Here is a 13,521-nt window from a genome sequence, read left to right as displayed (position 1 = left end):
GACCTCTCGCTAATGCGCGGACAGCACGTGTTGCCCCCGTTGACCGTGTCAAGCATCCGATCCGGCCAAGCCCGACCCGCACGTCCGTTTGGTGGACTACTTCACAAAGGGACCTTGGTCCCCGCTACCCTGACCGGGTGCGCCCTCCAGCCAGAAGGCGCAAAGCCGACAGCCGTCGCACTCCAGGGAGCTCTTTCATGGCCTCGTTGCCAACCCCGTCGTCGCAGCCCACGCCTGTTTCGTCCGAGAGCAGGACCCGAGCCGACGCCCTCCGCGAGGCCCTCGCCACCCGAGTGGTGGTGGCCGACGGCGCGATGGGCACCATGCTCCAGGCGCAGGACCCGACGCTGGACGACTTCGAGCAGCTCGAGGGCTGCAACGAGATCCTGAACGTCACGCGCCCCGACATCGTGCGCTCCGTCCACGAGGAGTACTTCGCGGTCGGCGTCGACTGCGTGGAGACCAACACGTTCGGCGCGAACTTCGCCGCCCTCGCCGAGTACGACATCGCGGACCGCAACTTCGAGCTGTCCGAGGCGGGCGTCCGCATCGCCCGCGAGGTCGCCGACGAGTTCACCCTCTCCACCGGACAGCAGCGCTGGGTGCTCGGCTCGATGGGCCCCGGCACCAAGCTGCCCACCCTCGGCCACGCCCCGTACACCGTCCTGCGCGACGCCTACCAGACCAACGCCGAAGGCATGATCGCCGGCGGCGCCGACGCGCTCCTGGTCGAGACCACCCAGGACCTCCTGCAGACCAAGGCCGCCATCCTCGGCGCCCGCCGCGCCCTGGACGCCACCGGCGCGAACCTCCCCCTGATCTGCTCGGTCACCGTCGAGACGACCGGCACCATGCTCCTCGGCTCGGAGATCGGCGCCGCGCTGACCGCCCTGGAGCCGCTGGGCATCGACATGATCGGCCTGAACTGCGCCACGGGCCCGGCCGAGATGAGCGAGCACCTGCGCTACCTCGCCCGCCACTCCCGCGTCCCGCTCTCCTGCATGCCGAACGCGGGCCTGCCGGTCCTCGGCAAGGACGGCGCCCACTACCCCCTGACCGCGTCCGAGCTGGCCGACGCGCAGGAGAACTTCGTCCGCGACTACGGCCTCTCCCTGGTGGGCGGCTGCTGCGGTACGACGCCCGAGCACCTGCGCCAGGTCGTCGAGCGCGTCCGCGGCATCGAGACGCCGGCACGCGACCCGCGCCCCGAGCCGGGCGCCGCGTCGCTCTACCAGACGGTGCCGTTCCGGCAGGACACCTCGTACATGGCGATCGGCGAGCGGACGAACGCCAACGGCTCGAAGAAGTTCCGCGAGGCGATGCTCGAGGGCCGCTGGGACGACTGCGTGGAGATGGCCCGCGACCAGATCCGCGAGGGCGCCCACATGCTCGACCTGTGCGTCGACTACGTGGGCCGCGACGGCGTGGCCGACATGGCCGAGCTCGCCGGACGCTTCGCGACCGCCTCCACACTGCCGATCGTGCTCGACTCCACCGAACTGCCCGTCCTCCAGGCCGGGTTGGAGAAGCTGGGCGGCCGCGCGGTCATCAACTCGGTCAACTACGAGGACGGCGACGGCCCCGAGTCGCGCTTCGTGAAGGTCACCGCCCTCGCGAAGGAGCACGGGGCGGCGCTGATCGCCCTGACCATCGACGAGGAGGGCCAGGCCCGCACCGTCGAGCACAAGGTCGCCATCGCCGAGCGCCTGATCAACGACCTGACCGGCAACTGGGGCATCCACGAGTCGGACATCCTCATCGACACCCTGACCTTCACCATCTGCACCGGCCAGGAGGAGTCCCGGGGCGACGGCATCGCCACCATCGAGGCGATCCGGGAGCTGAAGAAGCGCCACCCCGACGTGCAGACCACGCTCGGCCTGTCCAACATCTCCTTCGGCCTCAACCCGGCCGCCCGCGTCCTGCTCAACTCGGTCTTCCTGGACGAGTGCGTCAAGGCCGGCCTGGACTCGGCGATCGTGCACGCCTCCAAGATCCTGCCGATCGCCCGGTTCGACGACGAGCAGGTCACCGTCGCCCGCGACCTGATCTACGACCGCCGCGCCGAGGGCTACGACCCGCTGCAGAAGCTCATGGAGCTCTTCGAGGGCGTCTCCACCAAGTCGATGAAGGCGGGCAAGGCCGAGGAGCTCCTCGCCCTGCCGCTGGACGAGCGGCTGCAGCGCCGCATCATCGACGGCGAGAAGAACGGCCTGGAGGCCGACCTCGACGAGGCGCTCCAGGACACGCCCGCCCTGGACATCGTCAACAAGACCCTCCTGGAGGGCATGAAGGTCGTCGGTGAGCTGTTCGGCTCCGGGCAGATGCAGCTGCCGTTCGTGCTGCAGTCCGCCGAGGTCATGAAGACCGCGGTCGCCCACCTCGAACCGCACATGGAGAAGACCGACGACGAGGGCAAGGGCACCATCGTGCTGGCCACGGTCCGCGGCGACGTGCACGACATCGGCAAGAACCTCGTCGACATCATCCTGTCCAACAACGGCTACAACGTCGTCAACCTCGGCATCAAGCAGCCCGTCGCCGCGATCCTCGACGCGGCCGCGGAACACCGCGCCGACGTGATCGGCATGTCCGGACTGCTGGTCAAATCCACGGTGATCATGAAGGAGAACCTGGAGGAGCTCAACCAGCGCAAGATGGCCGCCGACTTCCCCGTCATCCTCGGCGGGGCGGCGCTCACCCGGGCGTACGTCGAGCAGGACCTGCACGAGATCTACGAGGGCGAGGTGCGCTACGCACGCGACGCGTTCGAGGGCCTGCGCCTGATGGACGCGCTCATCGCGGTCAAGCGCGGCGTGCCCGGGGCGACCCTGCCGGAGCTGAAGCAGCGCCGGGTGCCCACCAAGGCCACCGCGGCCGTCCTGGAGGTCACCGAGGAGGAGGGGCCCGCCCGCTCCGACGTCGCCACCGACAACCCGATTCCCACCCCGCCGTTCTGGGGCACCCGGGTCGTCAAGGGCATCCAGCTCAAGGAGTACGCGTCCTGGCTGGACGAGGGCGCCCTCTTCAAGGGCCAGTGGGGCCTCAAGCAGGCCCGCACCGGGGACGGACCCTCGTACGAGGAGCTCGTCGAGAGCGAGGGCCGCCCGCGCCTGCGCGGCTGGCTGGACGAGCTGCACACCAAGAACATGCTGGAGGCGGCCGTCGTGCACGGCTACTTCCCGTGCGTCTCCAAGGGCGACGACCTGATCCTCCTCAACGACGACGGTTCGGAGCGCACCCGCTTCTCCTTCCCGCGCCAGCGCCGCGGCCGCCGCCTGTGCCTGGCGGACTTCTTCCGCCCCGAGGAGTCCGGCGAGATCGACGTCGTCGGCCTGCAAGTCGTCACCGTCGGCTCGAAGATCGGCGAGGCCACCGCCAAGCTGTTCGCCGCCGACTCCTACCGCGACTACCTCGAACTGCACGGCCTCTCCGTCCAGTTGGCCGAGGCGCTCGCCGAGTACTGGCACGCCCGCGTCCGCGCCGAGCTCGGCTTCGGGGGAGAGGACCCCGACGACGTCGAGGACATGTTCTCGCTGAAGTACCGCGGCGCGCGCTTCTCGCTCGGCTACGGCGCCTGCCCCGACCTGGAGGACCGCGCGAAGATCGCCGAGCTCCTGCAGCCCGAGCGGATCGGCGTGCAGCTCTCCGAGGAGTTCCAGCTCCACCCCGAGCAGTCCACCGACGCGATCGTCATCCACCACCCCGAGGCGAAATATTTCAACGCGCGCTGATCCGGCGCAGTCGTACACTGGTCGGTCCAGTGCAGGCCGGTTGCCTTCCCGCAAGAAGGAGGCGACCGGCCTTCTCGTCCCTCATGGAAGGTGTGGTCGCATGACCAGTACGGTTCCCGCGCTCGGCACCCGAACGGCCGAAGGCTCCGCATTGCAGGGCGTGCTGCTCGACATGGACGGCACCCTCGTGGACACCGAGGGCTTCTGGTGGGACGCCGAGGTCGCCGTCTTCGCCTCCCTCGGCCACGCACTCGACGAGGCCTGGCGCGAGGTCGTCGTCGGCGGCCCCATGACGCGCAGCGCCGGCTTCCTCATCGAGGCGACCGGCGCCGACGTCACCGTCGCCGAGCTCACCGTGCTGCTCAACGACAGCTTCGAGGACCGCATCAGCCGCTCCCTGCCGCTGATGCCGGGTGCCGCGCGCCTGCTCGCCGAACTCGCCGCGCACGACGTGCCGATGGCGCTGGTGTCCGCGTCGCACCGCCGCATCATCGACCGCGTCCTCGACTCGGTCGGCGCCCACCACTTCGAACTCTCCGTCGCCGGCGACGAGGTGGCCCGCACCAAGCCGCACCCCGACCCCTACCTCGTGGCGGCCCGCGGGCTCGGTGTGGACCCCACCAGATGCGCCGTCATCGAGGACACGGCGACCGGCGTCGCCGCCGCGGAGGCCGCCGGCTGCCGGGTGGTGGCCGTGCCGTCGGTCGCGCCCATCCCCGCCGTCGCGGGCCGCACCGTCGTCCCCTCCCTCGAACACGTCAACCTGCCTTTCCTGCAAGGCCTGATGACCCTCTGACAGCTCCGTTCCGTTCCACTTCGAAGGCCCTTCGGAGGTGTGACGTTTCCCACTCCATCGGGGGTCGACAGTGGGATCGGCGTGTGCAGTGAGCCCTCCTGGGGCCCTGGGTGACGTGTCGTTGTGTCCCGATTGGTGGGAGCGTGCACGAAACCTTCCGGTGTCGGGTTATCAGTGTGTCCACGCCCGGTTTCGCAGCGTGATTGATGGACCCTTCAGGTGCCCTCCGGAGCCCGTCTGGTGCGGACTAATCTCGTCGCGAGAACATCGCCCCACCCCCCGTGCCCCACCAACCCACACCCCGCGTTGCGGGATTCACGGGATTCAAGAGCTCTGGAGAACGTCGAGCATGAACCGCAAGACTTTGGTGCTGCCGGCTGTCATAGGTCTGCTCGCCCCCGCGCTCGCCGCGTGCGGCGGTTCGGACGGCGGAGACGGCGACAAGCCGGTCACCGCCGGCACCACGGACACGTTCGCCATCTCCAAGGAGGTCCCGGCGCCCTTCGACCCGGCGTACGCCTACGACGCCGGTTCCTGGAACATCCTGCGCCAGACCGTCCAGACGCTGATGGCCATGCCGCGCGGCGGCGGCGATCCGCAGCCCGAGGCCGCCGAGCAGTGCGGCTTCACCGACACGGGCAACGAGCGCTACGCCTGCACCCTGCGCAAGGGGCTGACGTTCTCCGACGGCAAGCCGCTGACGGCCGCCGATGTGAAGTTCTCCATCGAGCGGGTCCGCGACATCAAGATCAAGTACCCCAGCGGTTCGGACGGTCTGGTGTCGAACGTCGACGAGATCGAGGTCCAGGGCGACCGCGACATCGTCTTCCACCTCAAGACCCCTGACGCGACGTTCCCGTTCAAGCTGGCCACGCCCACCGCGGGCATCATCAGCAAGGACCACTACAGCAAGAACAAGCTGCGGGACGGCTTCGAGGTGGACGGCTCCGGCCCGTACACGGCGAAGCAGGAGGTCACCGACGACCGCCTGGTCAAGACGGTCTTCACGAGGAACCCCAAGTACAAGGGCGGGTTCAAGGTCCAGAGCGACAAGGTCGAGCTGCGCAACTTCACCGACACCGACGCCATGGGCAAGGCGCTGGAGGACGGCGACATCGACCTGATGACGCGCACCATGTCGCCCGAGCAGGTCCAGGAGTACGACGGGGCCAAGGACAAGAAGATCGACGTGGTCGAGATGCAGGGTCTGGAGATCCGCTACCTCGCCTTCAACACCGAAGCGCCGACGGCCAAGAACAAGGCCGTGCGCCAGGCCATGGCGCAGCTCGTCGACCGCGGCGCGCTGGCCTCCGCGGTGTACGGCTCGACGGCCGACCCGCTGTACTCGCTGGTGCCGTCCACCATCACCGGGCACGCCAACTCGTTCTTCAACAAGTACGGCAACCCGAGCACCGCCAAGGCCCGCTCCCTGCTGAACAAGGCGAACATCTCCACGCCGGTGAAGATGACGCTGCACTACACCACCGACCACTACGGCCCGGGCACCAAGAAGGAGTTCGAGCTGCTGCGCAAGCAGCTGAACGACTCCGGCCTGTTCGACGTGTCGATCAAGGGTGTGCCGTGGAACACCTTCCGAGCGGCCGAGCGCGACGGCAAGTACGCGGCGTACGGCATGGGTTGGTTCCCCGACTTCCCGGACGCCGACAACTTCCTCGCGCCGTTCCTCGACAAGGACAACTTCCTCGGCTCGCCGTACGTGAACGACACGATCAACGAGCAGCTGATCCCGACGTCCCGCCGCGAGGCCGACCGGCTCGCCGCCTCCAAGAGCTTCCGCCGCATCCAGGACATCGTCGCCGAGGACGTCCCGGTGCTCCCGCTCTGGCAGGGCAAGCAGTTCATCGCGGCGCGTGACGACATCACGGGTGTCGAGTGGGCCCTCAACTCCTCCTCGAACCTCCAGCTGTGGGAGCTCAGCCGCGGCGTCAGCGGCTGACCTCCGCACCCGGGTCCACTTCCAAGTTCCAGCGAACGACCACAACAACTAAGGCACGTACGTGAAATGTCGTAACCAGTGGCTGGCCCTTCCCCTCACGGGAGGGCTCGCCGCCGCCCTGCTGACCGGCTGCGGCACGGAATCGGGCGGTGCGGGGGACACGGGCGACGCGGTCGTGATGGGGATGTCCGACGACGTCCTCGCCACCGACCCGGCATCCGGCTACGACCCCGGGTCCTGGCTCCTGTTCAACAACGTCTTCCAGTCGCTCCTGAGCTTCCCCAAGGGCGCCACCGAGCCCGAGCCGGAGGCCGCCGAGAGCTGCGGGTTCACGGACACGGAGGCGAAGGTCTTCAAGTGCGAGCTGCGTGACGGGCTGAAGTTCAGCAACGGCAACGCGCTCACGTCGAAGGACGTCAAGTTCTCCTTCGACCGCATGCGCAAGATCAACGACGGCGACGGCCCGGCGATCATGTTCCCGATGCTCGACCGGGTGCAGGCACCGGACGCCAAGACCGTCGTCTTCAAGCTGAAGTACTCCGACGCGACCTTCCCCAGCAAGATCGCCTCGGGCGCGGGCTCGATCGTGGACCACCGCGAGTACGACATGAACGGGCTGCGCGAGGACGGCAAGGCCGTCGGCTCCGGGCCGTACACGCTCGACTCGTTCGACAAGGAGCAGGCGGTCTTCTCCGTCAACTCCGGCTACAAGGGCAACGCCAAGGTGAAGAACGACGGCGTGGCCATCAAGTTCTTCCACGGCGACCAGAAGGGCCTGAAGAAGGCGCTCCTGGAGGACCGGATCGACCTGGCCTACCGAGGCCTCGCCGCCGCGGACATCGCGGACATCGAGCAGGACACCTCCAAGGACGGCCAGGACGTCGACATCGTCGAGGGCACCAGCGCCGAGGTGCAGCACCTGGTCTTCAACATGAAGGACCCGGTCGCGGGCAAGCTCGGCGTGCGCAAGGCCATGGCCTACCTCCTGGACCGGGACGCCCTGGTCAAGGAGGTCTACCAGGACACGGCCACGCCGCTGTACTCGATCGTGCCCGCGGGCATCGGCGGCCACAACACCGCGTTCTTCGACACGTACGGCGCCCGCCCGCAGCGCGCCAAGGCCGCCGCCGCCCTGCGCTCCGACGGCGTCGAGGGCAAGGTCGAGCTCACGCTCTGGTCGACCCCGACGCGCTACGGCCCGGCCACCGACCAGGAGCTGCGGGCCATCGCCAAGCAGCTCAACGCGTCCGGCCTCTTCGACGCCGATGTGAAGTCCGTCGCCTTCGAGCAGTACGAGAAGGACATCGAGGCCGGCAAGTACGGCGTCTACGTCAAGGGCTGGGTGCCGGACTACCCGGACCCGGACAACTTCACCCAGCCGTTCTTCGGCAAGGGCAACGTCCTCGGCAACCACTTCGAGAACAGCACCATCACCGGGAAGATCATCCCGGGCACCGCGACGGAGAGCGACCGCACCAAGACCGACAAGCAGTACGGCGAGCTGCAGGACATCGTGGCCGAGCAGCTGCCGGTCCTGCCGGTCTGGCAGGCCAAGCAGTACGCCGTCGTCCGCGACAGCGTCTACGGCCTGGAGTCCTGCCTCGACGCGTCGACGGTCTTCCGCTTCTGGGAGATCAGCAAGGGCTGACCGTACGGACGGCTGACCGTACAGACGAAGGTGGCCACCCCCTCGGGGGGCGGCCACCTTCTTCGTTCTCACTTCTCTCGGCCGGGTCACTGCGCGCCGGGACGCACCAGCCCGCTCTCGTACGCGTACACCGCCGCCTGCACACGGTCGCGCAGGCCCAGCTTCGTCAGCACATGGCCGACGTGGGTCTTCACGGTCGTCTCGCTGACGAAGAGGTCCGCGGCGATCTCCGCGTTCGACAGGCCGCGGGCGACCAGCTTCAGGACCTCGACCTCGCGATCGGTGAGCGTGTGCAGGGTGTCGGGCACCGGCTCGTCACCGGACGGGAGGTGCGCGGAGTACTTGTCCAGGAGCCGGCGGGTGATGCTCGGCGCGAGCATCGCCTCACCCGCCGCGACCACCCGGATCGCCTGCACCAGCTCGTTCGCCGGGGCGTCCTTGAGGAGGAAGCCGCTGGCACCGGCGCGCAGCGCCTCCACCACGTACTCATCGAGGTCGAAGGTGGTCAGGACGAGCACCTTCGCCGGACCGTCCCGGCCGGGACCGGTGATCTGCCGGGTCGCCTCGACACCGTCCATCCGCGGCATGCGGATGTCCATCAGGACCACATCGGGCTGTAGTGCCCGCACCTGGTCGAGAGCCTGCAGGCCGTCTCCGGCCTCGCCGACGACCGCGATGTCCTGCTCGGCCTCCAGAATCATCCGGAACCCGGTGCGCAACAGCGGCTGGTCATCGACCAGTAGGACGCGGATGGCCACGTGTCTCTCCTTCAGCTAGCCCGCGCCCATTCTGCCCTGCTCACCCTCAGCCGACTCGGGCGCCCTCACAGGAAGCGGATACGGCGGGGGAGTCCCCCCAAATTCAGGACATACCGCCCGGTGATCGCACCAACCGCACAACTTGGTCGGCCTCGGCCGCCAATTCCCGGTCTCGGTCGCCAGCTCGATCGCCTCCCACAACGCGAGCAACTTGCGCTCGACCCGCTCCAGGTCCGCCACCACCGGGTCGTACGTGACGACGTCGCCGCTCCCCAGATAGACAAGCTGGAGACGGCGCGGCACCACACCCTTCAGACGCCACACCACCAGGGCATAAAACTTCATCTGGAACAGCGCACCCTCCGCGTACTCGGGACGCGGAGCCTTGCCCGTCTTGTAGTCGACGATGCGGACCTCACCCGACGGAGCCACGTCCACGCGGTCGATGATGCCCCGCAGCTTCAGGCCCGACTCCAGCTCGGCCTGCACGAACAGCTCCCGCTCCGCGGGCTCCAGACGCGTCGGGTCCTCCAGCGTGAACCAGCGCTCCACGAGCTTCTCCGCGTCGGACAGCCAGCGCGCCATGCGCTCACCCTCCGGATCGTCCGCGAACAACTCCGTCAGCTCCGGCTTCGCCTCCCGCAGCCGGTCCCACTGACCCGGAATGAGCGACTTGGCGCGCGGCGCGGTGCGCTCACCCGCCGGGGCATCGAAAAGCCGCTCCAGGACCGCGTGCACCAGCGTGCCCCGGGTCGCCGCCTCACTCGGCTTCTCAGGCAGCTTGTCGATCACCCGGAAGCGGTACAGCAGCGGGCACTGCATGAAGTCGCCCGCGCGCGAGGGCGACAAAGACGCCGGGCGCACGGCCGCCGCGGCACCGTCGGTGCTGGTTTCCATGAGGACAGACCCTACGACCCACCACTGACAACAGCCGCATACCATCGACGACAGACCCTCTCACCCTGCATGATCGGGCGGGTAACCGCGCCATATTGGGGCGAGGGACGCTTCGAACGAGGGGACATCGTGGACGAAAGCGGCGAGAGCGGCGGGCCGCAGTCCGACGGCACCGAGGGCCTGCGGCCGAAAGACGCCACCGGCTCCCGAGAGCCGACGCGTCCGGCCGACACGGACACGGACACGGCCCACGAGCCGGAACAGCCCCGGCACGACAAGACCGGCACATCCCTCACCAAGGCGCCGCGCGAGGAGCGGCCCACCGAGCCACAGCGCCCGAGCACCCCGCCCACGCCACCCCCCGGCAAAGGAACGCCGCAGCCGCCCAAGGCACAGAAAGGGCCCGGCGGCGGACTGCTCATGGGCAGGCCCTTCGGCGTACCCGTCTACGTGGCACCCAGCTGGTTCCTCGTCGCCGCCCTCATCACCTGGGTCTTCGGCGGCCAGCTCGACCGCGTCCTGCCCGAGCTCGGCAGCGCCCGCTACCTGGTCTCGCTCTTCTTCGCCGTCGCCTTCTACGCCTCCGTACTCGTCCACGAACTCGCCCACACCGTCGCAGCACTCCGCTTCAAGCTGCCGGTGCGCCGCATCCAGCTGCAGTTCTTCGGCGGCGTCTCCGAGATCGAGAAGGAGTCCGAGACCCCGGGGCGCGAGTTCGTCCTCGCCTTCGTCGGCCCGCTGCTCTCCCTCGTCCTCTCGGGCCTCTTCTACGGGGCCATGCGCCTCGTAGAACCCGGCACCGTGCCCGGCGTCCTGCTCGCCGGCCTGATGATCTCCAACCTCATCGTCGCCGCCTTCAACCTCCTGCCCGGCCTGCCCCTGGACGGCGGCCGCATGCTGCGCGCCGTCGTCTGGAAGATCACCGGCAAGCCCATGAGCGGCACCGTCGCCGCCGCCTGGGTCGGCCGTGCCCTCGCCGTCTCCGTCCTCGTCGGGCTGCCCCTCCTCAACCAGTCCGGCGCCCTCGGCGGCGAACCCGAGGACATCGGCGGCATGAACACCGTCACCGACGCCCTGCTCGCCGCGATCCTCGCCGCGATCATCTGGACCGGCGCCGGAAACAGCCTGCGCATGGCACGCCTGCGCGAACACCTGCCCGAACTGCGCGCCCGGAGCCTGACCCGCCGCGCCGTCCCCGTCGAGAGCGAGACCCCACTCTCCGAAGCGCTCCGCAGGGCCAACGACGCCGGCGCCCGCGCCCTCGTCGTCGTCGACACCGACGGCGACCCCATGGCCGTCGTCCGCGAGGCCGCCATCGTCTCCGTGCCCCAGCACCGCCGCCCCTGGGTCGGCGTCGGCGGCCTCGCCCAGGACATCACCGAAGGCATGCGCATCTCCGCCGAGCTCTCGGGCGAGGAACTGCTCGACACGCTCCGGGCCACCCCCGCCACCGAGTACCTCGTCGTCGAGGAGTCCGGCGAGATCTACGGAGTACTCTCCGCCGCCGACGTCGAGCGCGCCTTCGTCAAGGCGATGGCCAGACCGTCCTGAGCCCCGCTCCCCTCAAGCGGTGGTCCGAGGTCCCTGCCGCGGCCGGTAGGCTGGTCACATGTCCGAACCGACCGGTGCCGCCCGCCGTCGCGGGCCCTTCAAGGTCGGGGACCAGGTCCAGCTCACCGACCCCAAGGGACGCCACTACACGTTCACGCTCGAGGCCGGGAAGAACTTCCACACCCACAAGGGTTCCTTCCCCCACGACGAGCTGATCGGCGCTCCCGAGGGCAGTGTTGTCCGAACCACGGGAAACGTCGCCTACCTGGCGCTGCGACCCCTGCTCCCCGACTACGTCCTGTCCATGCCCCGCGGTGCCGCCGTGGTCTACCCCAAGGACGCGGGTCAGATCCTGGCCTTCGCCGACATCTTCCCCGGCGCCCGCGTCGTCGAGGCGGGCGTGGGCTCCGGCTCGCTCAGCAGCTTCCTGCTGCGCGCCATTGGTGACCAGGGAATGCTGCACTCGTACGAGCGCCGCGAGGACTTCGCCGAGATCGCCCAGCAGAACGTGGAGCGCTACTTCGGCGGCCCGCACCCCGCCTGGCAGCTCACCGTCGGCGACCTCCAGGACAACCTGAGCGACACCGAGGTCGACCGCGTCATCCTGGACATGCTCGCCCCCTGGGAGTGCCTGGAGGCCGTCTCCAAGGCGCTCGTCCCCGGCGGCATCCTCTGCTGCTACGTGGCGACCACCACCCAGCTCGCGCGGACCGTCGAGTCCATCCGCGAGATCGGCGGCTTCAACGAGCCGACCGCCTGGGAATCGATGATCCGCAACTGGCACATCGAAGGCCTCGCGGTCCGCCCCGACCATCGCATGATCGGGCACACCGGTTTCCTGCTCACCGCCCGCCGCCTCGCGGACGGTGTGGAACCCCCGATGCGCCGCCGCCGCCCCGCCAAGGGCGCGTACGGCGACGACTACTCCGGCCCGAACGCCGACGGCGGCACCCCGCGCTGACCCGCGCGGCAGACCCCGCCCAATGAACAGGCGCCGCCGCCGAGTTCCCTGACCGACCAGGGAACTCGGCGGCGGCGCCGTTTCGTTGACAGGACACCAGCCCGTACCAGGACCCCGGTGTCCCACCTCACTGTGACGTATGGCACGATGCTGGCCACCTCCCCACCGGCACAGCCCTCACAGGAGACACTTCCTAGTGCAGCACCCCGCCGTCCCGGAACTGGCACACGCCACCACCCGCCCCATCCACTGGCTGGCCACCGCGGCCGCGCTGGCCGCCGTCGTCGCGGGCTCCGCCGTCCTGCAGCCCGACGCCGCGACCGCCGCACAGACAGACCCGAAGCCGCACTCCAGAGCCGCCGCGGCCGCACCGGCCCCGGCACCCGCACCGGACCCGGCCTCCGTCGACTTCCCGATCGCCTGCGGCCCCGTGGAGCCCGTCGTGAAGAAGAAGGCGTCCGGCGACCTCGACGGCGACGGCAGACCGGAGACCGTGGCCGTGGTCCACTGCCAGGCCGGGTCGGGCACCCCACCGGACGGGATCTATGTGATCACCCGATCCGGGACCGGAAAGCCCCGCGTGGTCGCGACACTCGTCGACCCGAAGGACCGGCTCAGCGTGAGCGACTTCGCCGTCCGCGAGGGCACGGTCACCGCGACCCTGCTCGGCTACTCCTCACCCGACGTGCCCCGCTGCTGCCCCGACCAACAGGACAAGGCCAAGTGGCAGTGGAAGGACGGGACGTTCGAGCGGGCCGCACCCGCCGAGGCGCGCAGCGTATGACGGCCCGCCAGGGGCGGAATCAAGCCGCTTCAGGTCCGTAGACCTCGACCCCGTCCGAAACGCGTCGCACATGGATGCAGTCGCCGGGGCACTCCTTGGCCGAATCCACGACATCGTTGAGGAGCGGCAACGGCACGGGCGTTGTCGCCCCGGGCGCCTGCAGCAGCTCGTCGTCACCGCTCTTCACATAGGCCAGACCATCGATGTCCAGCTCGAACACCTCGGGCGCGTACTGCGCGCAGATGCCGTCCCCGGTACAGAGGTCCTGGTCGATCCAGACCTCCAGCGGGTCGCCCTCACTGCCGGTCTCGGCCTCGTGCCGCACGGTCATCTCTCCTGCCGGTCGCTGCGCCGGGCGGCCCGAGATCCAGCAAGTCGGGCCAGCCCTGACGGGTGTTGAACACTTCGACGATACAACCGCCCGCTTTCCGATGT

10 protein-coding genes are annotated in these 13,521 nt (G+C 69.2%); 7 read left to right on the top strand and 3 right to left on the bottom strand.

From position 1 onward, the window contains the following. Window positions 1-197: 197 nt before the first annotated feature. From metH to AB0N81_RS14880, 4 genes are all read left to right on the top strand, one after another. A complete protein-coding gene (gene metH, locus AB0N81_RS14895; protein WP_365358213.1) occupies window positions 198-3,734 on the top strand; it encodes a methionine synthase in 3,537 nt (1,178 codons plus the stop codon). Window positions 3,735-3,834: 100 nt separating this feature from the next. Beyond that, window positions 3,835-4,530: an HAD family phosphatase gene (locus tag AB0N81_RS14890; RefSeq protein ID WP_365358212.1), complete on the top strand. Its 696-nt coding sequence runs from the start codon at window positions 3,835-3,837 to the stop codon at window positions 4,528-4,530. Window positions 4,531-4,879: 349 nt separating this feature from the next. Continuing rightward, entirely contained in the window at window positions 4,880-6,487 is a 1,608-nt protein-coding gene (locus AB0N81_RS14885) for an ABC transporter substrate-binding protein (protein ID WP_365358211.1), read from the top strand. Between the two features lie 61 nt (window positions 6,488-6,548). After that, on the top strand, window positions 6,549-8,135 hold the full coding sequence (locus AB0N81_RS14880; protein ID WP_365358210.1) for an ABC transporter substrate-binding protein: 1,587 nt from the start codon (window positions 6,549-6,551) through the stop codon (window positions 8,133-8,135). Between the two features lie 86 nt (window positions 8,136-8,221). Here the strand turns inward: AB0N81_RS14880 and AB0N81_RS14875 are convergent, their stop codons facing one another. Next, complete coding sequence (locus AB0N81_RS14875; RefSeq protein WP_030782872.1) at window positions 8,222-8,893, bottom strand: response regulator transcription factor; 672 nt, start codon at window positions 8,891-8,893, stop codon at window positions 8,222-8,224. Window positions 8,894-8,908: 15 nt separating this feature from the next. Then, complete coding sequence (locus AB0N81_RS14870; protein ID WP_365358209.1) at window positions 8,909-9,790, bottom strand: RecB family exonuclease; 882 nt, start codon at window positions 9,788-9,790, stop codon at window positions 8,909-8,911. A 129-nt stretch (window positions 9,791-9,919) separates the two neighbouring features. On the opposite strand from AB0N81_RS14870, the gene AB0N81_RS14865 reads away from it, so the two are divergent. The 3 genes from AB0N81_RS14865 to AB0N81_RS14855 all read left to right on the top strand — a co-directional run bounded on the left by AB0N81_RS14865 (window position 9,920) and on the right by AB0N81_RS14855 (window position 13,086). Then, the gene (locus AB0N81_RS14865; RefSeq protein ID WP_365358208.1) at window positions 9,920-11,341 is read left to right on the top strand and encodes a site-2 protease family protein; all 1,422 of its coding nucleotides are present in this window, start codon (window positions 9,920-9,922) and stop codon (window positions 11,339-11,341) included. Between the two features lie 58 nt (window positions 11,342-11,399). Then, a complete protein-coding gene (locus AB0N81_RS14860) occupies window positions 11,400-12,302 on the top strand; it encodes a tRNA (adenine-N1)-methyltransferase (RefSeq protein ID WP_362993698.1) in 903 nt (300 codons plus the stop codon). A gap of 196 nt (window positions 12,303-12,498) precedes the next feature. Further along, complete coding sequence (locus AB0N81_RS14855) at window positions 12,499-13,086, top strand: hypothetical protein (RefSeq protein ID WP_365358207.1); 588 nt, start codon at window positions 12,499-12,501, stop codon at window positions 13,084-13,086. A 19-nt stretch (window positions 13,087-13,105) separates the two neighbouring features. Here the strand turns inward: AB0N81_RS14855 and AB0N81_RS14850 are convergent, their stop codons facing one another. Next, window positions 13,106-13,417 (bottom strand): ferredoxin, encoded by a 312-nt coding sequence (locus tag AB0N81_RS14850; RefSeq protein ID WP_365358206.1) that lies wholly within the window; start codon window positions 13,415-13,417, stop codon window positions 13,106-13,108. Window positions 13,418-13,521: the final 104 nt, after the last annotated feature.

The sequence above is a fragment of the Streptomyces sp. NPDC093510 genome, assembly GCF_040683555.1.
In the GTDB taxonomy this organism is placed as follows: domain Bacteria; phylum Actinomycetota; class Actinomycetes; order Streptomycetales; family Streptomycetaceae; genus Streptomyces.
The sequence above is the reverse complement of the archived record's forward strand: the minus strand, read 5'-3'. Positions and strand labels throughout refer to the sequence as shown.